This is a genomic window from Pseudomonas sp. EpS/L25, from assembly GCF_001512295.1.
GTDB lineage: Bacteria > Pseudomonadota > Gammaproteobacteria > Pseudomonadales > Pseudomonadaceae > Chryseomonas.
In genome coordinates, this window is the sequence record NZ_LNUP01000002.1 from 278,526 (window position 1) to 296,567 (window position 18,042).

At 64.8% G+C, this 18,042-nt stretch carries 17 protein-coding genes and 4 pseudogenes; 7 read left to right on the forward strand and 14 right to left on the reverse strand.

Annotation, left to right across the window (positions count from 1 at the left end; genetic code table 11):
* Positions 1–36: 36 nt before the first annotated feature.
* The 3 genes from AR540_RS02515 to AR540_RS02525 form a co-directional block, all read right to left on the reverse strand.
* Positions 37–1,260 carry an MFS transporter gene (locus tag AR540_RS02515; RefSeq protein WP_236711995.1) on the reverse strand — a complete coding sequence of 408 codons (1,224 nt, stop codon included), beginning with the start codon at positions 1,258–1,260 and terminating at the stop codon, positions 37–39.
* A 465-nt stretch (positions 1,261–1,725) separates the two neighbouring features.
* Positions 1,726–2,640, reverse strand: a complete 915-nt coding sequence (locus AR540_RS02520; protein ID WP_059226280.1) for an EthD domain-containing protein — start codon at positions 2,638–2,640, stop codon at positions 1,726–1,728.
* A 125-nt stretch (positions 2,641–2,765) separates the two neighbouring features.
* The gene (locus tag AR540_RS02525) at positions 2,766–3,338 is read right to left on the reverse strand and encodes a TetR/AcrR family transcriptional regulator (protein WP_059226281.1); all 573 of its coding nucleotides are present in this window, start codon (positions 3,336–3,338) and stop codon (positions 2,766–2,768) included.
* Between the two features lie 106 nt (positions 3,339–3,444).
* Between AR540_RS02525 and AR540_RS02530 the strand changes: the two genes are divergently transcribed.
* Positions 3,445–4,896: an amidase gene (locus AR540_RS02530; RefSeq protein ID WP_059226282.1), complete on the forward strand. Its 1,452-nt coding sequence runs from the start codon at positions 3,445–3,447 to the stop codon at positions 4,894–4,896.
* A gap of 111 nt (positions 4,897–5,007) precedes the next feature.
* On the opposite strand, the gene AR540_RS02535 is transcribed toward AR540_RS02530, so the two are convergent.
* The gene (locus AR540_RS02535) at positions 5,008–5,262 is read right to left on the reverse strand and encodes a DUF2790 domain-containing protein (protein ID WP_059226283.1); all 255 of its coding nucleotides are present in this window, start codon (positions 5,260–5,262) and stop codon (positions 5,008–5,010) included.
* A 307-nt stretch (positions 5,263–5,569) separates the two neighbouring features.
* Positions 5,570–6,295 (reverse strand): SDR family NAD(P)-dependent oxidoreductase, encoded by a 726-nt coding sequence (locus tag AR540_RS02540; protein ID WP_059226284.1) that lies wholly within the window; start codon positions 6,293–6,295, stop codon positions 5,570–5,572.
* Positions 6,296–6,398: 103 nt separating this feature from the next.
* On the opposite strand from AR540_RS02540, the gene AR540_RS02545 reads away from it, so the two are divergent.
* Positions 6,399–6,791, forward strand: a complete 393-nt coding sequence (locus AR540_RS02545; RefSeq protein WP_059226285.1) for a winged helix-turn-helix transcriptional regulator — start codon at positions 6,399–6,401, stop codon at positions 6,789–6,791.
* 281 nt (positions 6,792–7,072) lie between these two features.
* Positions 7,073–7,291 carry a hypothetical protein gene (locus AR540_RS02550; RefSeq protein WP_059226286.1) on the forward strand — a complete coding sequence of 73 codons (219 nt, stop codon included), beginning with the start codon at positions 7,073–7,075 and terminating at the stop codon, positions 7,289–7,291.
* Positions 7,292–7,719: 428 nt separating this feature from the next.
* Here the strand turns inward: AR540_RS02550 and AR540_RS02555 are convergent, their stop codons facing one another.
* Entirely contained in the window at positions 7,720–8,613 is an 894-nt protein-coding gene (locus AR540_RS02555) for a LysR family transcriptional regulator (RefSeq protein WP_236711996.1), read from the reverse strand.
* 140 nt (positions 8,614–8,753) lie between these two features.
* Between AR540_RS02555 and AR540_RS02560 the strand changes: the two genes are divergently transcribed.
* From AR540_RS02560 to AR540_RS02570, 3 genes are read left to right on the forward strand one after another with little or no spacing between them, the layout of a single operon-like run.
* The gene (locus AR540_RS02560) at positions 8,754–9,578 is read left to right on the forward strand and encodes an aldo/keto reductase (RefSeq protein WP_059226288.1); all 825 of its coding nucleotides are present in this window, start codon (positions 8,754–8,756) and stop codon (positions 9,576–9,578) included.
* An 11-nt stretch (positions 9,579–9,589) separates the two neighbouring features.
* Positions 9,590–10,363, forward strand: a complete 774-nt coding sequence (locus AR540_RS02565; RefSeq protein WP_059226289.1) for an SDR family NAD(P)-dependent oxidoreductase — start codon at positions 9,590–9,592, stop codon at positions 10,361–10,363.
* Positions 10,364–10,379: 16 nt separating this feature from the next.
* Entirely contained in the window at positions 10,380–10,832 is a 453-nt protein-coding gene (locus AR540_RS02570) for a PPC domain-containing DNA-binding protein (protein WP_059226290.1), read from the forward strand.
* Between the two features lie 354 nt (positions 10,833–11,186).
* On the opposite strand, the gene AR540_RS02575 is transcribed toward AR540_RS02570, so the two are convergent.
* The 7 genes and pseudogenes from AR540_RS02575 to AR540_RS02605 form a co-directional block, all read right to left on the reverse strand.
* Positions 11,187–11,867 carry an RraA family protein gene (locus tag AR540_RS02575; protein WP_059226291.1) on the reverse strand — a complete coding sequence of 227 codons (681 nt, stop codon included), beginning with the start codon at positions 11,865–11,867 and terminating at the stop codon, positions 11,187–11,189.
* Positions 11,868–11,882: 15 nt separating this feature from the next.
* Positions 11,883–12,926 (reverse strand): amidohydrolase family protein, encoded by a 1,044-nt coding sequence (locus tag AR540_RS02580; RefSeq protein WP_059226292.1) that lies wholly within the window; start codon positions 12,924–12,926, stop codon positions 11,883–11,885.
* Positions 12,926–13,654 (reverse strand): annotated as a pseudogene (locus AR540_RS02585) (amino acid ABC transporter ATP-binding protein). Before AR540_RS02585 ends, AR540_RS02580 begins: the two are co-directional and overlap by 1 nt.
* The gene (locus AR540_RS25915; protein ID WP_059226293.1) at positions 13,651–14,397 is read right to left on the reverse strand and encodes an amino acid ABC transporter permease; all 747 of its coding nucleotides are present in this window, start codon (positions 14,395–14,397) and stop codon (positions 13,651–13,653) included. Before AR540_RS25915 ends, AR540_RS02585 begins: the two are co-directional and overlap by 4 nt.
* 3 nt (positions 14,398–14,400) lie before the next feature.
* Positions 14,401–15,102, reverse strand: coding sequence for an amino acid ABC transporter permease (locus AR540_RS25920; protein WP_082706943.1), 702 nt, complete (start codon positions 15,100–15,102; stop codon positions 14,401–14,403).
* A gap of 42 nt (positions 15,103–15,144) precedes the next feature.
* A pseudogene (locus AR540_RS26250) lies at positions 15,145–16,016 on the reverse strand (transporter substrate-binding domain-containing protein).
* Positions 16,016–17,221 (reverse strand): aminotransferase class I/II-fold pyridoxal phosphate-dependent enzyme, encoded by a 1,206-nt coding sequence (locus AR540_RS02605; protein WP_059226294.1) that lies wholly within the window; start codon positions 17,219–17,221, stop codon positions 16,016–16,018. The pseudogene AR540_RS26250 and the gene AR540_RS02605 overlap by 1 nt, the downstream one beginning before the upstream one ends.
* A 101-nt stretch (positions 17,222–17,322) precedes the next feature.
* Between AR540_RS02605 and AR540_RS02610 the strand changes: the two are divergent.
* Positions 17,323–17,904 (forward strand): annotated as a pseudogene (locus AR540_RS02610) (LysR family transcriptional regulator); the annotation flags it as partial.
* A gap of 18 nt (positions 17,905–17,922) precedes the next feature.
* On the opposite strand, the pseudogene AR540_RS26255 reads toward AR540_RS02610, so the two are convergent.
* A pseudogene (locus AR540_RS26255) lies at positions 17,923–18,042 on the reverse strand (IS30 family transposase); the annotation flags it as partial.

An 18,042-nucleotide genomic window follows, 5' to 3' on the forward strand; every position in this document is an offset into this window, starting at 1 on the left:
GTCTATCGCGACAGGCCAGACCTGCGAATCCCCAATTCATTCCTTTGCCGAATTGAGATGGCTCTCCACCGCGCGGAACGTCAGCAACAGCAGACCGGCGATGCCGAGCGTGAGAGTGGCGCCAATCGCGCTGGCCAGCAGGCCCGCGAGCAGGCCACCCACTGCCTCGAAGCCGAAGCGCATGGCGATGTACAGGGCGATCACGCGGCCGCGCAGCGCCGCCGGCGCGTCGCTTTGCAACAGCATGTTGGTGCTGACGTTGTTGGCGGTGATGCCAAAGCCCAGCAGGGCGAGCAACAGCAATGCGAACGGAAGCGGCAGCTTGAACGCCAGTAGGCAAAGCGCCAGGGCGCAGCATAATTCGGCAATGAAGATCAGGCGCCGCAGGCGGTGCAAGACGCCGACGAGGGCGAGCATTATCGTGGCAACGAAGGCGCCGGCGCCCGCCGCACCCCATAGCCAACCCAGCATCCGGGCGTCGCCGAGGTAGAGCGTCTTGGCCAGTACCGGCAGCAGGACGCTGTAGTTGGAGGCGAGCAGGTTCACGGCGATCACCCCGAACATCAAACGCCGGACCGAGAGGGTGCTGAACACGTAGCCCAAGCCTTCGCGAAACATCTCACTGGTCGAACCGCTGGCTTTGGCGGTTGCGCTGCCCTGAACCTTCGCCAGGCCCAGCAACAAGGTGGCGAAGGCAATCGCGGTTATCAGGAAGCAAAGCGCTTCGCTACTGGCTGCGATCAGGGCACCGGCCAAGGGGGGGCCGATGAAGCGCGCGGCGTTGATCAACATGGCATTGAGCGCAAGGGCGTTGGGCAAATCGCTGGCGTCGGCTACGAAGCTACCGATGAGTGCCTGCCTGAGCGGTGTTTCCAGGGCATTCAGCAAGCCCAGGAGCAGGGCCATGGCGATCAGAATCGGCGCGTCGATCCAGCCCTGCCAGCTCAAGAGCGCGAGCAACAGCGATTGAATGGACAACAGCGACTGCGCCGCGATCAGGCAGCGGCGTTTGTCGTGGCGGTCGATCCAGGCGCCGGCGATCGGACCTACGAGCAATTGCGGGGCGAGGGTGAGAAAGGTGATCACGCCCAGCAGGGTGGCGGAGGCGGTGACGTGATAGGCCATCCAGGAGAGTGCCACCTGTTGCACCCATTTGCCCAGGGTCGACAAGCCCTGGCAGGCAAAATAGATCTGGAAGTCACGATGAGCGAGCGCCCGCACGGCGGCGGGCCAATGTGAAGGAGTTGCAGGTTCTGCCACTGCGGCTGTCTCCGGGTTGACCCGGCGGGAAGCGGTCGGGCCGGCGTGTCACGTTCGGTACCGCTATAACAAGAATGGCGATGCCTAGGACGGAGGTGCCATGCCTAGCGCTCATGCGGTACATGGCGGACAGGGCTCGGAATCCGATAGTCATCAGGCAGGCGCTTTTGGAATGGCGGGATGCAACCATCCAATGGATGGCTTTTTTTAGAATTGCATTTCGTTTTAGTGATTGCAATGGCCAGACACCCTGGTAACGGACAAGCTCCCAGGGGTATTTGCGGGATAGACGAGATTACAGGCTAGCAACCAATAGCCTAGGCGATACCGCGGCTAGCCCGAGCATCCGGGCTGGCAGCGATGGTGCTGTCCAGACGGCGGGCTCCTCGTCAGGCCGTAGCGGCTGACACGGCCTGACGAGGGTGAGATGGAACACCAAGCCGCCCGAAGCAGGATAGGGCGTCTTCAGTCCTGTCCCGGGGTCCGCGCCGAGGGGTGGGCAGCTCGCTCAGGTAGCGATCCGTGGCGAAACAGATGCACGACCTCGGGTTGCGTCTGGTTGACCGCCCCGAGTCGTTCGATCAGTTCGGCTGCGCGACTGCCTCTGAGGCCCGCGGTGGTGAGCTCGCCGGCATGAACGTAGGTGTACACCCCAGACACGGCGAAGGCCTTGATGAAAGCTATATGCTGCGCCTGTTCGGCAAGGTTGGTGCGAAAGGCCTCACTGGCGAAGAAGCGTCGGCGCTCCAGTGGCGAGGCGAACACGATCTCCAGCATCGACAGGGCCGCACGGATGGCATCTGCGCTATGAGCCACGTCTGGTGACGGCGGATGTTGATCGTCATTGACGAAAGGAACGCACGGATGCACCCGAACTTTAAGGACGGCCGGTTGCGCAGCCAGCCAGGGGCCTAGCTGTTTCGTCAGGTAGTCGTTCAGGGCTTCCAGGTCTTGGCGGGGGTGCAGATGCAGCTGGAGGCGATCCAACTGGTCGGGGCCGTTATGGTGCTCGTCCGCCAGCGTGTTCTTGAACGCCTCTGAGCCTTGGGGCAAATCGTAGGCGAGCGTCTCGGCGAACATGTTCTGCTCGTCACTGAACAACACGGGACCGGCTGCCTGAAAGGTGCGCTGACTTTCCTCATCAACGAAGCCGATCTCCACCATGCCATCCAGTTCGTAGTGGGGAATTTCCTGGACACCGTGCTCCAGCGGCCACAGGTGAGCGGCCTGGTCTCGGTCGAAATGGTGCTGCACATAGTGGCCAAGGCCCGGCAGGCGGGCGCAGAGCGGGCCGTGGACATCGCGCCAGTAGTGCGCGAACACCTCGTGAGGTACTCGCTCACGGCGTCTGACCGTGGTGTAGCTGTTGATGGTGATCATGGGGCACGTTCCTGGAGGCAGGGGCTAGGAAAGTGGACCCCGAATTCCAGCGATAAGCTCCAGGCCTGTTGCTAGCCCCCCTGACAGACGTCCGTACGTGCCCGCCCAAGGCGCGGTCCCGTTCTCTATGGCAGCAGGCCGGCGGCCTGGTAGCTGCCGATCGTCTGGTCGAACAGGCCGAGATCCGCGCGGCTACGCGCTAGCAGCTGGGCACCTGCGATAGCCGCGTAGATCGCCTGAGCTCGGGCGCGAGCGTCTTCGGCCTTGCCGATTCCGGCTTCCGCCACGGTCTGCGCCAGCCAGTCGATGTTGATCTCGGCGAATCTCTGCACCTCCTGCATCACCGGCGCGGGCAGATCATCGTATTCGGCGCCCATGAAGCTGCTCAGGCAGATGCGATTGTCGCTTTCCAGAGAGATGCGAAAGGTGTGGGGGTACTGGCGCAGGCGCTCGTGCGGGTCCGGAAACGCCACCGTCAGCTCTTCGAGGCAGGCTTCCGAATTTTCCCAATAGCGCCTGGCCACCGCCGCGGCGAGCTCGGTCTTCCCGGCGAAGTGGTGGTAGAGGCTGGCCGCCTTCACGCCGACCTGCTCTGCCAGGTCGCGCATGTTCAAGCCGCCGTAGCCATGGGCCTGGGCGATCCGGGTAGCGACCTCCAGGATCCTTTCGCTCGAGTTACCGCCAGCCTGAGCCCTCATCCGCACCTCCCAAAAAGCCTGTTGACAGGACGAACTATACCACCTAGCTTTGAGTCTACCTAACGTTAGTTAGTCAAGCCTAAAGGCTTTTCAACGAGGTGATTCCATGAGTAATGAATTGATCTTCCAGGACGCTACCAGTCTTGCCGCTCTGATCCGTCGCAAGGAGGTCTCCCCGGTGGAGGTGGTCAAGGCCCACCTTGATCGCATCGAGGCGTTGGATGGGCAGGTGAATGCCATCGTCATCCTGGCCGAGGGTGCGCTCAGCGCCGCCAGGATCGCCGAGGCGGCGGTCCTGGCGGGCGAGGAACTCGGGCCTTTGCACGGGGTGCCGTTCACGGCCAAGGATTCCATCGACACGGCCGGCGTCATGACCCAACGCGGCTCACCGATCTTTCGCGGTCGCACGCCCGGGCAAGACGCCACCAGTGTGGCGCGCCTGAAGCGAGCCGGGGCGATCCTGCTGGCGAAGACCAACCTCCCCGAGTTCTCCTACTGGATCGAGAGCGACAATCTGCTCAGCGGCCGTTCCAACAACCCCTGGGATCTGGAACGCACGCCGGGCGGTTCCAGCGGAGGCGAGTCGGCCGCCATCGCTGCGGGCATGTCGCCCCTCGGGCTGGGAACCGATCTGGCCATTTCGGTGAGAGGACCCGCGGCCCAGACCGGGATCACCTCCATGAAGGCGACCCATGGTCGGGTACCCATGACCGGCATCTGGCCGCGGGCACCGCGTCGCTTCTGGCACGTCGGGCCCATGGCCCGTTCGGTCCGGGACATCGCCCTGGCGTTTGCGCAGTTGGCCGGCCCGGATGGTCAGGACGCCTTTTCCACGCTCGCTGCCCGTGACCTCGGCAACCTTTCCGAAAAACCGACGCGGCCCCTGCGGGTGGGCTGGATGGTCGGCCCAGGCTTCGGGCCGGTCGATCCTCAGGTGGCGGCGACGGTCAAGGCGGCAGCCCAGGCGCTGGCGGATCTGGGCGTCGCGGTCGAGCCGGTGGGCATTCCCGCCCTGGAAAGGGACTTCGCCCTGGATGTCTTCAACCGCCTGCACGTCATGGAAATGAAGCCGGCCTTCGCCCAGGCCACGGTCGGTCGGCGGGAAGATGAGCTCTACAAGATGGCCAGGACGATGCTGTCGCTACCCGACACTTCCATGAGCGACTTCATCGAGGCCGAGCAGGCGGCTGAGCGTATTCGGGATGGCTATGCCGAGTACTTCTCCCGGTACGACGCCCTCATCACCCACGTATTGCCGATTCCCGCGCACAAGCACGGCGTCGAGAGCTTCGTCATCGATGGCCAGACGGTCGACGCCACCTACCTCCAGGGTGCCACCGTACCGCTGAACGTCGCCGGCCTGCCCGGCCTGTCGATGCGCTTCGGTACCAGCCGCGACGGCTTGCCGATCAATGTCCAGGTGGTCGGTGCCTGGCACGACGAGGCCACGGTCCTGCAGGTCGCGACGCTGCTGGAGGGCGTGAGTCAGGTCAAGGGTCTGCATCCCGCGCTTGGTCGTCCGCAAGGAGCCGCGGAGGCGGGCTGTCGGTCGAGTTAGGGAGTAGGCCTTGAGCGCCTTCGGCAACGAGCCGCTGGGCGGAGAGGGCCCCTGCACCGGATGAACTCCGGGCGGGTGTCCTGTCTGCCGCCACCTGGCCTGAGCAAGGCTTCAGTTGTCGTTGTAGCAACCGTAGCCATACACCAGATAGTCCATCACGTGCTCCTGGCCTCTGTGATCCAGGTAGTCGAGGCGAGCCGGGACGATGCCGCAGCGGCTGGTCAGGTCGGTCTGGCTGACGACCTTGTCGATGTCGAGGTGGACGAAGAAGCCGGGCTTGTCGTGGATCGGGGTGGAACTGGCGGTGTCGGCCAGGGCGGAGCCGGTGGCGAGCAATCCGAAGATACCGAGAATGAGCGCTTTCATGATGAGTCCTCCTGAGTGGGGCAGCGGGTCGCTGACCGGGCCACTCTAGGAGGGCAGGGAGGGCTGCAGGCTGACCGGCGGATTACAATTCCGTCACGGACACCTTTCGTAGGGCAAGGGGCATCGTCCGCATGACGGCCGCCACCCGTGGAGTGAGGCGTGTTGGCAGATGAGACGACGGCAACCTGTCCGCCAGGATCGGTAAGCGATGCCCGATGCGGTGGGCGAAGCCAGGCCGGCCATTCGAAGCCCCGAGCCGGTGGCTCCGACCAGGACACGCTTCATTTCTTCCTGGCGGACGCCCTGTTCAGACCTGCGCCATGCCGCCGTCGACCGGCAGCTCGGCCCCGGTGATGAAGCTGCTTTGGTCGCTCACCAGAAACAGCGCGGCCGCGGCTACCTCGTCGGCGCGCGCCATCCGGCCGAGCGGGATCAGCGTCGTCAGCGTCTCGCGGATCTCCGCGGACGCCGCCGCCATCATGGCGGTATCGGTCGGACCTGGCGCCACCACGTTGACGCGGATGTGGCGCGGGGCCAGCTCATTGGCCCAGGTCCGCGCGAAGGACCGGACGGCGGCCTTGGTCGCGCCATAGACGCCATAGCCCTTGGTGCCGATGGTGGCGGCGATCGAACCCACCAGTACGATGGCGCCACCGGCCGGCATGAGCGCGGTCGCCGCCTGGGTGGCGAACAGCAGTGTGCGCACATTGAGGTCGAAGGTCCGGTCGAAATGGTCTTCGCTGATGGCATCGAGCGTGGCGAACTCGGAGAGGCCGGCGTTGACCGCGAGCACGTCCACGCGGCCTTCTTCGCGACGCACCGTCTCGAAGAAGGCGCTGAGCGCCGATGGATCGGCGGCATCGACGCACCGCTCGTGCAGCCGACCGGCGCCCAACTCGACCTCGTCGTCCTGGGCGCGCCGACTGGTGGCGTACACGGTGGCGCCCTCCGTTGCAAAGCGCTCGGCGATGGCACCGCCAATGCCACCGTGACCACCGATCACGACCGCGATCTTTCCGGAAAGAGTGCTCATAAGTCCTCACGAGAGTGATAGGGATGACCATGAGCACGGTATCATCTGGATACCTGATCACAAGAACGCACCTGATGGTGCCTAGATATCCAGACGGAAACCCATGTCCGAAGCAGCGCTCGCTCTACCCCTCGAGGTCACCGCGACCCGGCCGATCCTGGACCACATCGCCAACAAGTGGACGGTCCTGATCCTGAGCGTGCTGTGCACCCAGCCAGCACGCTTCAATGACCTCAAGCGTCGTCTCCATGGCATCACCCATAAATCCCTGTCCGAGGCATTGAAGCGGCTGGAGCGCAACGGCCTGATCAGCCGCAAGGTCCTGCCGACCCAGCCGATCGGCGTGGAATACACCATCACCCCGCTGGGCAGCTCGCTGCGCGAACCCTTCGCCGCGCTTTACCACTGGGCCCTGGCCAACGGCACCGCAATGGCGGAGGCGCAGCGTGCCTATGATGCCGCCAGAGCGGAGGAGGGGCAGGAAGAGGCGAGGTAGCACGCCAGGCGACTCGCCCTGGGCGCGGTTCGGTCGCTGGAAGGGAGCGGGTCACCATGATTAGGTGCGCAAGGGGCCGGAACTGGGGGTGGTGCGGGCGGCCAGCCGGACGACCCTCTGGCGAATCGCCGGGCTCCGGCCGGCGAGGCGCCGTATTCGCCGCCACTCGGGCATGGATATCGACATCTCGTACGATAAGGGATGCGGCAGCGACAGGTTTGGTCGATGATGGCGTTACGCCAGTCGTGGGCTGCTGGCGGCGCTGCTGGAGTACGGGTGCCATGAGCATCGAAGATGAAGAGCGGGGCAGGCGGCTGAAGGAGGTGGATGGATTGAGCGCGACCACGGTCATGGATCGGGCGCGGGTAGACCCGGACTTCATGAGCCGCGTCATCCTGGCACTCGAAGAATGTGGCGTGGACGACCGTACCGATGAGGAGCACGTCCTGCTCGAGTGGGCACGTTCGTTTCAACGCCAGCGGGGTTTCCGCGCGGACTGATGGGCGCCACTGCTGGCCGGCCAATAGCCGTGGCGGACGGCCGTGCCTTTCGCGGGTGCCGTCATACGCTGCATCGCCGGAGTCGCAGGGCTACATGGCCGAGTCGCCCGAGCTGCTCGCGGGGTGACCGCGAGCGCCAGGAACCTGTTCAGGATCTTGGCGAACTTGAGACAAGCGAGGCCTGGGCGGCCCCATGAAAATGCCTGAGGAAGCGGATCGGACTCGGGCTCGATTCCGCGGGTGGCAAATGAGCGTTGCGACGGGGCCGTCCAGGGCCTTCTCAACGCCCTTTGGCCAGCGCGGCGAATCGTCAACTGGTTCCAAGTGCGCTTCGCGAAGAGCGTCCTGATACCCGAGGAACATGAGGTCGTCCAGCTATTACCGCAGGGCATACCATCCTCGCCTGATGATCGGGATGGCGCTCGAGGTCAGCCAGGCCGAGCTTGAAGCAGGGCGCTCTGCAAGGGCGGCACGACGAAGTCGAGGAAGGCGCGAACGCGGGCGGGCTGATGCTGACCGCCGAGATACAGCGCGGCGATTTCCTCTTCGTCGGCCACCCCCACGTCGGCCAACACCTCCACCAGCCGACCGGCCTCCAGGTCTTCCCGGGCATGGTAGTCGCCGATCCGCGCCAGGCCGACACCGGCCACCGCCATGCGCCTTACGGTTTCGCCGTTGTTGGCGAGCAGCTTGCCCGTGACCATCCGATCGACGATCCGGCCGCCCGTCCGCATCGGCCAGACCGGTTGCGCGCGCTGGAAGTTGAAGCCCAGGCAGTTGTGATTTTCCAGATCCTCGACGCAGCGGGGCGTACCGGCTCGCGCGAGGTAAGCCGGCGAGGCGACGATCTTGCGGCGGGCGGTGCCGATGCGCCGGGCGATCAGCGCGGAGTCCGTGATGCCGCCGACGCGAAACACGACGTCGGTGCGCGCCAGGTACAGATCGACCATCTCATCCGTCAGCGACAGATCCACGATGATGTTCGGGTGCGCCGCCCAGAACGCGGGCAGCAACGGCTCCAGCATCAGGCTGCCGAAGGCGACCGAAGTGTTGACTCTGATGGTGCCGCTGACGCCGCGGCTGCCGAGCCCGAGCGTGAGTTCGAGATCCTCCAGCTCCGCGAGCATCGCCCTGGCACGCTCGTGATAGAGGTGCCCTTCGGTCGTCAGGGACAGGCGGCGCGTGGATCGCTCGACGAGGCGCACCCCCAGGCGCTGTTCCAGCCGCGTAATCAACTTGGACACCGTCGACGGCGTCATGTGCAGCAGTCGAGCGGCCGCCGAGAAGCTTCCGGAGTCGACCACCGCGACGAAAATCTGCATCTCTCCCGCACGATTATCCAAGGCTCGACCCCGTCCAGCTGTGAATTCATTTCCAAACTCATGTGCAACTCTAGCGACTTATCACTGGAGCGGCGAGATGACATCGTGAGCGTCGACGTTACGCCTTCCAGGAGTTGGACATGACCTACCTAGAATCACACGGAGTTCGCATCCCGGCCCTCGGCTTCGGGGTATTCCGCATGACCGACGCCGAGGTCGAGCGGGTGATCCCCGTCGCCCTCGAAGCCGGCTTTCGCCATTTCGACACCGCGCAGATCTATGCCAACGAGGCCGCGCTCGGCCGAGCACTGGAGCGCGCGGGTGCGGCGCGCGCCGACCTGTTCCTGAGCACCAAGGTCTGGGTCGATCATTACCACCCCCAGCGCTTCGTCGCCTCGGTCGAGGAAAGCCTGGAGAAGCTGAGGGTCAGCCAGGTCGACCTGCTGTTGCTGCACTGGCCGGGGGCCCAGGTCCCCATCGCCGATCAGATCGCCCTGCTCAACGAGGTCCAGGCCGCCGGCCTGACGCGTCACATCGGGGTCAGCAACCAGAATGTCGCGCAAATGACCGAGTCGGTACGGCTCAGCGCGGCGCCCATCCTCACCAACCAGGTCGAGGTTCACCCCTACCTGGATCAACGCGCGCTGATCGCGACGGCCAGGGATCAGCGGGTGGCCATCGCCGCCTACTACGGAATGGCGGACGGTCAGGTACCCCGTGATCCCCTGATCCAGGACATTGGCCGGGCCCACGGCAAGACCGCTGCCCAGGTCGGCTTGCGCTGGCTGATCCAGCAGGGGCTGGTGGCGCTTAGCAAGACCGCCAACGTCGAGCGCGTGGCCGAGAACGCCGCGATCTTCGACTTCCAGCTGGACGATCAGGAGATGGCGGCCATTGCCAGCCTGGCGCGTGCCGATGGCCGCCTCGTCAACCCCCCGGGCCTGGCGCCCGACTGGAACGCTTGAAGGAGTCGATCATGGATCTGCAACTGGAGAACAAGACCGCACTCGTCACCGGCTCCACGGCCGGGATAGGGCTGGAAATCGCCCGCCGTCTGGTCGCCGAAGGCGCGGACGTGGTCATCTGCGGCCGCGATCAGGCCAAGCTGGACGCGGCGGCAGCCGCCAGCGGTGCCCGGGCCGTCCTGGCCGATCCCGCGACGGCGCAAGGGGCCGCCACCCTGGTGACGGCCGTCCCGGCGGTCGACATCCTGGTCAACAACCTCGGCATCTATGAAGCGAAGCCCTTCGCCGAGATCACCGATGCGGACTGGCAGCGCTTCTTCGAGGTGAACGTGCTGTCGGGCGCCCGGCTGGCGCGGGCCTACTTTCCCGGCATGGTCGCGCGGGACTGGGGAAGGATCATCTTCGTGGCCAGTGACTCGGCCTTGGTCGTGCCGCCCGACATGATCCACTACGGCATGACGAAAACCGCCCAGCTGGCCATCTCTCGTGGCCTGGCCGCGGCGAGCAAGGGCACGCGCGTCACGGTGAACTCGGTGCTGCCCGGACCGACCCGCTCGGCCGGCATCGGCGATTTCCTGAAAAGCGTCGCCGACGATCCCACGGCACCGGCGGAAGACATCGAGCGCAGCTTCTTCGCCAAGGAGCGCCCGACGTCACTGCTGCAGCGGATGATCGAGCCCGAGGAGATCGCCGCCCTGGTCGCCTACGTCGCCAGCCCCCTGTCGGCTGCCACCAATGGCGCCGCGTTGCGCGTCGATGGCGGTGTGACCCCTACGATCGCCTGAGATCCTGGAGGCCCTTATGACCGAACCCCGTCGGTACATCTCGACACCCAGTGGGTTCCTGCTGGTATTGCGGCAGGGCGACGAGGTGCTGGCTTCGCTCGAGGCGCTGATGCGGGAGGAGTCGACTCCGTCAGCGACGTTAAGCGGATTCGGCTTCGTCGCGACGGCGCGCCTCGGCTTTTTCGACTTCACGAAAGGTGACTATGACGCCCGTGAATTTCAGCAACTCGAGATCACCGGCCTGAATGGCACCCTGGCCTGGAAGGACGGCGCGCCGTCCGTGCATGCCCATGCCAGCGGCGGTGATCGCGACTTCGCCGTCGTGGGCGGGCACGTGCTGGACCTGCGGGTCGGCCGTGGCTCGTTCGAGATCACCGTGCAGGTGCATGATCGCCGGCTGGAGCGACGACTCGATCCTGTCGTTGGCGCCAATGTGTTGCAGTTGGATGCGCCTGGGGTAGAGAGCTAGGCGGCGCGAAGAGCGGCCGCTACCCGGTCGCCGCTCTTCGGCATCCTTTCCGAATTGAGCCACCGGCGAAAGGTCCGCGGTCCAGCAAGCAATCGCCGAAGGCGGCGGGGCGTTGCTGCCTGCTGGGATACGAGTTCCATCCAGCCTGTTTTGCCGCTGGCCGAGTCCACTACCGCCTAGGCCACGGCCAGGGGCGTCCTCATGACCTTCAGCAAGGCATTGGCAGGGGAGGTGAACCCGAAGGGCGTTCGCATGCTGAGCGTTGCGCCGGGTCGGAACGAGACCGAGGCCTACGTCCTTCCAGGCGAACCCCCGCCAGGCCACACACGGCCGGCAGGTACCGATCGGCAGCTCTCAGGCAGGCGGGAAGGTGCAGTGACGTGCCAGCAGGGCTTCGAGCACCCAGCGTCTGTCGCTACGACCTTCCGCGATGGCCTGCAGCTGGGCATGTTCGGCCTCGGATTTCGCCTTGGCCTTGGCATAGACCTCGTCCAGCTCGGCGAAGGGCACGCACAGCAGGCCGTCCTCGTCGCCTATGATCAGGTCGCCCGGCTCGATCATCATGCCGGCGATCGCCACCGGGACGTTGATTTCCCCAGGCCCGTCCTTGTAGGGACCGCGGTGGGTAATGCCGGCGGCGTACACCGGCAGGTCATGCTCGGCAATCGCGCGTGAGTCACGGATCGCCCCGTTTATCACGAAGCCGCCCAGGCCCTTCTGCTCTGCATAGCAGGTCATCAGCTCGCCGATCAGGGCGTTGGTCAGGTCTCCGCCGGCATCCACGACGAGGACGTCGCCCGGTTGGGCGAGGTCGAGGGCATGGTGCAGCATCAGGTTGTCTCCCGGGCGGCATTTGACCGTGAGTGCCGGTCCGGCCAGCACGCCACCGCGGTGCATGGGGCGCAGGGTGGTGCCGGCAGCGGTCATACGGCTCATGGAGTCGCTGATGTTGGCCACCGGCAGGGTACGAAAGCGAGCGATGTGTTCGGCACTCGCCTGGCGGGTACGTCGCAAGATTCTGAAGCCTACGGTCATGGTCGGTTTTCTCGTTCAGTGGGGCGCAATGCGGTAGAGCGTGGCAGCAGTCTGGCGGAACAGGCTCGCGCGTTCCGCGGCGCTGAAGTCCTCCGTCAAACGCTTGAAGGCGTTCCACAGCACGCCGTAGCCATACATTCCCTTGTCGACCGGGAAGTTGCTTTCGAACAGGCAGCGCTGCACACCGAAGTGTTCGATGCAGTGCAGGATGTAGGGTCGCCACAGCTCGGCCAACTGCAGGGAGGTCGGTGGCAGTGGTCGCCGATGCAGGTCGAAACCCGAGACGCCCATGCCCAGGCCGCCCAGCTTGACGCTGACGTTCGGGCAGCGCGCCAGGCGAATCATCGCCGCCGTCCAGTGCGCATAGACCTCGTCGCGCCGCCCTCGATAGGGGCCCGCGCCCAGTGGCCCGCCCACGTGGTCCAGCACGATCCCTTGATTGGGCAGGCGCTCGGCCAGGGCGATCACCTCGTCGAGTTGGGTGTGGTAAGCCCAGACATCCAGCACGAGGCCGTACCGTTCCAGGCAACTGGCTCCGCGGAGAAAGGTCGGCTCGAGGAGGACGCCAGCGGGGGGCGGGACTGGATTGGTCACCAGGCGCGGATCGGGATGCCAGGCTGTCGTGTTGCGGATGCCCCGCAGACGGTCGCCGGATCGTTCACGCATGTCTTCCAGAACCGGCAGCACGGCATCTCCCAGGCATAGGTCGGCACCGGCGACGATGGCGGCATTCAGGCGAGTGGCGCCATACGGCCGGCTGGCGCTGCGTTCCGCGACGGCTGTGGCGAACTGCACTTCCCCCACGCTCTGAAAAGCCGCGGGACGGGCCCTGTCGAACATCGAACGGCACTGCACGTACACGGTGGCGACCACCTTGTGTCCGGCCTGATCGATGTCGGCCTGGTACTCGTCGGACAGGTAGCGCTGGCCGCTCCGGTCCCATAGGTGATGGTGCGCATCGATGATCGCCAGCGTCGGGTCCAGCGCCGGCTCACTCACCTGGGCCAGCCAGTCGGGGCGCGGCGCTATGTGGGGTGAGGCGGGGCGCGTGGCGTTCATCAGTGGGCCCGGATGTCGGCGATGAACTTGGCAGCACGTGGGTGTTCCGGGGCGCTGAAGAAGGTCTCGGGTACCGCTCGCTCGAGCACTTGCCCGGCATCCATGAACCAGATGCGATCGGCCACGTCCCGGGCGAAACCCATCTCATGGGTCACGCAGATCATGGTCATGCCATCCGCTGCCAGGGCCTTCATCACCTGCAACACCTCACCCACCATCTCGGGGTCCAAGGCGCTGGTAGGTTCGTCGAAGAGCATCACCGGCGGCTCCATCGCCAGCGCCCGGGCGATGGCCACCCGCTGCTGCTGGCCTCCCGACAGTTGCGCCGGCATGGCGTCCGCCTTGTGTGCCAGGCCCACCTTCATGAGCAGGTCCCGGGCCTTCTGCGCGGTCTGGACCCTGTCCTGCTTGAGCACCGTGAGCGGGCCGATCATCACGTTGTCGAGCACGGACAGGTGAGGGAAGAGATTGAAACTCTGGAAAACGAAGCCGATCCGGCTGCGTAGCGCATTGAGATCATTGCCCCGGCCATGCATGTCATGGCCGTTCACCTATATCTGCCCCGCCTGGATCTCTTCCAGGCGGTTGACGGTACGGATGAGCGTCGACTTGCCCGAACCGGAAGGCCCGCACACCACGACCACTTCACCGGCGGCGACGCTTTCGTTGACGTCGTGTAGCGCCCGATAGGCGCCGTACCATTTGTTAACGCCCTTGAACGCGATCATTTGCTTTGCCCCAGCAACAAGGTGTGGCCCTCGGCGCTGCCGGTGGCAGTGGATTGGATACCGGCACGCTGTCGCCCGATGGCCACCTCGAGCCACTTGGCCAGGCGACTGAGCGAGAAGCACAGGACGAAGTAGAACCCGGCCAGCAACAGGTACACCTGGAACGGCTGAGTCAGCAGCTGGTTGTTCACCTGGTAGGCGGCGAAGGTCAGCTCTTGGGTACCTATGAGGTAGGCGAGGGAGGTGTTCTTGGTGATCAGAATGAACTGGTTGACTATGCTCGGCAGCATGTTGAACAGCGCCTGGGGTAGTACCACCTTGCGCATGGCCTGGCCGTAGCTCATGCCGATGGCGCGAGCGGCCTCCAGCTGGCCTCGCGGCACGGCGTCGATGCCGGCGCGAACCACCTCGCCCAGAAAGGCACCCTCGTACACCACCAAGGCCACGACCATGGTCAGGGTGCCGGAGATGTTCACGCCCGTGATGAGCGGAATCACGAAGTAGGCCCAGAAGATCAGCAGCAGCAGCGGGATCGAGCGCACCACGAAGGTGTAGCCCGTGGCGAGATTACGGACGAAGGCCAGGTTGGAGGTGCGGGCCAGCCCGATCCCTACCGCGATGGGGAAGGCCAGCACCAGGCTGGTGAGCGCCAGTACCAGGGTAAGCGCCAGGCCACCCAACGGCCCATGAGGGTATTGGCCGACCAGCAGCATCACCCCGTAGTCGTGAAGGATATCGAGCATGAGTTACCTCGCCATGCGCAGAGTGATGCGGCGTTGCCACAGTCCACCCAACAGCATCAGGGTCCAGGAGCCGAGCAGGTAGAAGAGGCTGGCCACCGCGAAGGTCTGGAAGGTCATGTAGGTTTCGCCCTCGATCTGGCGCGTGACGTACATCATCTCGCCGGTGCCGATGGCCATGGCCAGCGCGGTGGACTTGAACAGGGCCAGCGCCTGGTTCACGAGGGACGGCGCCGCGGCGCGTACCGCCTGCGGGATCAGTACCTTGCGCAAGGTTTGCAGGTAGTTCATGCCCAACGCGGTAGCGGCCTCGCGCTGGCCAGCGGGTAGCGCGCGAAAGCCGCTGCGCAGGTCTTCGCTGGTATAGGCTGCCGCATTGAGCGTGAGGGCGATAACGGCGAACACCATCTCACCGCCCTGGGCATTGACCCAGTCCTGGGTGGCCACGGGCAGCAACTGAGGCACGCCGAAGTACCACACGAACAGCTGCACCAGGCTGGGGACATTGCGGTGATATTCGACGAAGGCGTCAACCAGCCAGCCGGCGGCCCGCGTTGGCAGGAGACGGATGCCCATCAACACGCAGGCCAGACCGAAGCCCAGCACCGCACAGGTCAGGAACAGCTGCAGGGTGACGGCGATACCGCCGAGGAAAAGGTGCAGGTAGTCACCCTGCAACAGGGAAGCGAAGCCATCGAAAAGGTGCACGGAAGCCTCCAATAGGGTCGCCTGTCGGCGACCCTGAGCCTGTCACTGGAAGTCGGAGAGGGGGGTCAGCTTCTTCTCACGCACCAACTGGAATTCGGTACCCGGGCCGTACCATTTGTCCCAGAGCGCCTGCAGTTCGCCGGTGGTTTCCATGTCCTGCAGGGCCTTGTCCACGGCCTGGGTCAGGGCGTCTTCCCCTTTCCTGATACCCAGGCAGTTGGGCTCGAAGTGCAGCGCCTGGTCGAGGAAATGCATGTTCTGGGCACGCGCATGGAAGCGAATCGCGGCGGGCTCGGTCATGGCCATGCCTTGGGTCTTGCCTTGCTGCAGGGCAAGGAAGGCCGAAGGGGCGTCTTCGAAGGCAACGACCGTGGAGTCTGGCAGTTGCTGACGCGCATAGAGTTCCGGCGTGGAGCTTTTGATCGCGCTGATGCGTTTGCCCTTGAGGTCATCAAAGGTCTTCAGGTTCGGGTCCTTCACCAGGATCTTGATCGGCGTCTGGTAGTAGGCGGCAGAGAAGTTGATCTGCCCGGCGCGGTCCTTGGTGTAGCCAGGGCGGCGGCGACCACGTCGGCTCGGCCGGATACCAGCGTGGGGATGCGTGCGCTTACCGCGATGCCCTGTAGCTCGGGCTTGACCCCCAGGTGCTGGGCCAGGGCCTTGCACACGTCCACGTCCAGACCGACGATCTCCCGTGTCGCCGGGTCCTGGTAGCCGAGCGGTACGCTGTCCGTGAGGGTCGCGCAGCGAAGGGTACCGCGCGCCTTTATGTCTTGCAGCGCGTCGGCCATGGCCGAGGAACAGGCCAGCAGGCCTACCAAAGCGAAAATTGCCCGTTTCATAGTCAGTTCTCTATTACATGGTGAGGGCAGAAGGGTGACGCGCAAGAGTTGTTGTTCTAGTCGGTGAAGCATCAGACCAGGGCTGCGCAAGCCGCCTTGATGCGTTGACAGCCGTCTTCGATCACCTCGGTGGAGGTGGCGAACGACAGCCGCAGGTAAGGTGACAGGCCATAGGCCGCACCGTGCAACACGGCCACCTGGGCTGCCTCGAGCAGATAGGTGCGCACGTCCAGGTCGGTACTCAGCACCTTGCCATCCGGGGTGCGCTTGCCCAACAGGCCGGCGCAGTTGGGATAGGCATAGAAAGCACCTTCGATCGGTCGACAGTGAAGGCCGGGTATGGCGTTCAGGCGCTCCATGATCAGCGCTCGGCGTCCGGCGAACAGCGCTGCGGCCCGCTCGACGAAGGCCGCACCATCGTTCAACGCCGCGATGGCCGCCGCCTGGTTGATCCCCGAGGCGCCTCCTACGCTTTGCGACATCAACTTGTCCATGGCCTTCACCAGAGCTGCCGGACCGCCCGCGAAACCGATGCGCCAGCCGGTCATGGCATAGGCCTTGGACACCCCGTTGATCACTAGCGTCCGCGCCTTCAGCGCCGGTGCCAGCAAGGCCGGCGCGGCCAGGGCCTGGCCCTGATAGTTGAAATGCTCGTAGATCTCGTCGGTCATCAGCCATACCTGCGGATGGCGCAGGAGCACCTCGCACAGAGCCTGTAGCTCCGCCTGACTGTAGATGGCGCCGCTCGGGTTGTTCGGGGTGTTGAGCACCAGCCATTTGGTCCTGGGGGTGATGGCCGCTTCCAATTGCGCCGCGGTGATCTTGAAGCCCTGTTCGTCCGGGCAGGCGACGATCACCGGCACGCCGCCGTTGAGTTTCACCACGTCCGGGTAGGACACCCAGTAAGGCGCAGGGATGATCACCTCATCGCCCTCGTCCACGGTGCAACTGAAAGCGGTGTAGATCAGCTGCTTGGCTCCAGCGCCGACGATGATTTCGTTCAGCGCGAAGTCCAGGCCATTCTCTCGAAGGAATTTACGCTGAACGGCCAGCTTGAGCCCGGGCGTACCGGACGTGGCCGTATAGCGGGTGTGCCCGGCCAGGGCGGCATCGTGAGCAGCTTCGATGACCAGGGCAGGGCTATCCAGGTCTGGCTCGCCCGCGGTGAAGTCCAGCACCTTTACGCCCTGCGCCTGCAGCGCCGTCACGCGCTCCTTTGCCGCCACACTGGCAGAGGGACTGAAACGGTCGAGGCGAGTGGACAGGGGATACGTCATGACAGGGCCTTAACGGGGTGAAGAGAGGTGTCACCGACGTTACCGATGGAGGTCTCGAATAAATAACGATATTTTGTCCGGGGAATTCATCGTATTTACGCATGTGCAGGGAGACCCTGGTGATCACGATCAAGCAGGTCGAGGCGGTGTACTGGGTGGCCCGACTGGGGAGCTTCGATGCTGCCGCGGATCATCTCAACACCACCCAGTCGGCCGTATCCAAGCGCATCCAGGACCTGGAAGGCCGCTACGGGCAGGCGCTGTTCGACCGCAGCGGTCGGCGCGCACTCCTCACGCCGCTGGGCGAGCAGCTTTCACGCCTGGCCGAGCCCTTGCTCGCGCAGCGCGATGTACTGCTCCAGACGCTCGAAAGCCCCGCGACGCTGCAGCGCAAACTACGCCTTGGAGTGACCGAGTTGACGGCACTTACCTGGCTGCCAGATCTGGTGCACGGCATTCGCGAGCGCTACCCGAAGGTGGAGATCCTGCCGGAAGTGGATATCAGCACCGTGCTGTACTCGCGCCTCGAGAGCAACTCCATCGACCTGATCATCGTCCCGGACATTTTCTCCAATCACCGGTTTGCCAGCGAGCCGCTCGCTGCGGTGGAAAACGCCTGGCTGTGCGCGCCGGGCCAGGCGGGGAACCTGCGGCAGCTGCCGGTATCCGCGCTGGCGGAGCGTACGCTGGCACTTGTGGATTCAACCGGTCGACGCAACAGCGTGGTTAAAACACTCGGCGGGAGTCGAGTACCCCAGGGTCTTTCTGGGACGCTCGTTTAACTGCCGAGCCACTTCATCCAGTTCGTCCTGCGAATAGAG

Bases quoted from the DNA above. Each gene is read 5' to 3' on its own strand.
- AR540_RS02520 (WP_059226280.1), bottom strand. From the start codon at position 2,640: ATGATCACCATCAACAGCTACACCACGGTCAGACGCCGTGAGCGAGTA.
- AR540_RS02525 (WP_059226281.1), bottom strand. From the start codon at position 3,338: ATGAGGGCTCAGGCTGGCGGTAACTCGAGCGAAAGGATCCTGGAGGTC.
- AR540_RS02530 (WP_059226282.1), top strand. From the start codon at position 3,445: ATGAGTAATGAATTGATCTTCCAGGACGCTACCAGTCTTGCCGCTCTG.
- AR540_RS02535 (WP_059226283.1), bottom strand. From the start codon at position 5,262: ATGAAAGCGCTCATTCTCGGTATCTTCGGATTGCTCGCCACCGGCTCC.
- AR540_RS02540 (WP_059226284.1), bottom strand. From the start codon at position 6,295: ATGAGCACTCTTTCCGGAAAGATCGCGGTCGTGATCGGTGGTCACGGT.
- AR540_RS02545 (WP_059226285.1), top strand. From the start codon at position 6,399: ATGTCCGAAGCAGCGCTCGCTCTACCCCTCGAGGTCACCGCGACCCGG.
- AR540_RS02550 (WP_059226286.1), top strand. From the start codon at position 7,073: ATGAGCATCGAAGATGAAGAGCGGGGCAGGCGGCTGAAGGAGGTGGAT.
- AR540_RS02555 (WP_236711996.1), bottom strand. From the start codon at position 8,613: ATGCAGATTTTCGTCGCGGTGGTCGACTCCGGAAGCTTCTCGGCGGCC.
- AR540_RS02560 (WP_059226288.1), top strand. From the start codon at position 8,754: ATGACCTACCTAGAATCACACGGAGTTCGCATCCCGGCCCTCGGCTTC.
- AR540_RS02565 (WP_059226289.1), top strand. From the start codon at position 9,590: ATGGATCTGCAACTGGAGAACAAGACCGCACTCGTCACCGGCTCCACG.
- AR540_RS02570 (WP_059226290.1), top strand. From the start codon at position 10,380: ATGACCGAACCCCGTCGGTACATCTCGACACCCAGTGGGTTCCTGCTG.
- AR540_RS02575 (WP_059226291.1), bottom strand. From the start codon at position 11,867: ATGACCGTAGGCTTCAGAATCTTGCGACGTACCCGCCAGGCGAGTGCC.
- AR540_RS02580 (WP_059226292.1), bottom strand. From the start codon at position 12,926: ATGAACGCCACGCGCCCCGCCTCACCCCACATAGCGCCGCGCCCCGAC.
- AR540_RS25915 (WP_059226293.1), bottom strand. From the start codon at position 14,397: ATGCTCGATATCCTTCACGACTACGGGGTGATGCTGCTGGTCGGCCAA.
- AR540_RS02605 (WP_059226294.1), bottom strand. From the start codon at position 17,221: ATGACGTATCCCCTGTCCACTCGCCTCGACCGTTTCAGTCCCTCTGCC.